This is a genomic window from Neisseria sp. P0009.S007 (assembly GCF_051962515.1).
This window is the reverse complement of the sequence record NZ_JBQCVF010000839.1, coordinates 1-542: the sequence shown is the minus strand read 5'-3', so window position 1 is coordinate 542 and position 542 is coordinate 1. Positions and strand designations below refer to the sequence as shown.

Below are 542 nucleotides of genomic sequence, written 5' to 3'. Positions count from 1 at the left end.
CTCGGGCAAATCGACGCTGATGAATATCTTGGGCTGTCTGGATACCGCCACTTCCGGCTCTTATCAAATCGACGGCATCGAAACATCGCAAATGCAGCCGGATGAGCTGGCGGCTTTACGCCGTGAGCGTTTCGGCTTTATTTTCCAGCGTTACAACCTGTTAAGCTCGCTGACCGCCCGGGACAACGTCGCCCTGCCTGCCGTGTATATGGGCATGGACAGCAAAGAGCGCGCGGAACGTGCGGAAAAATTATTGGGCGATTTGGGTTTGCAAAATAAAGAAGGCAACAAACCCAGCGAGCTTTCCGGCGGTCAGCAACAGCGCGTTTCGATTGCCCGCGCGTTGATGAACGGCGGCGAAATCATCTTTGCCGACGAACCGACCGGCGCATTGGATACTGCCAGCGGTAAAAATGTGATGGAAATCATCCATAAGTTGCACGAAGACGGGCATACCGTGATTATGGTCACCCACGATCCGGGCATTGCGGCAAATGCGAACCGCGTCATCGAAATCCGCGACGGTCAGATTATTTCGGACA

Annotated in this window: 1 protein-coding gene; it reads left to right on the top strand. The window is 54.2% G+C overall.

Translation table 11 applies throughout. The annotated features are described in order from the left end of the window. A partial coding sequence (locus ACTHS3_RS16690; RefSeq protein WP_440368600.1) for an ABC transporter ATP-binding protein occupies window positions 1–542 on the top strand: 542 nt, incomplete at both ends.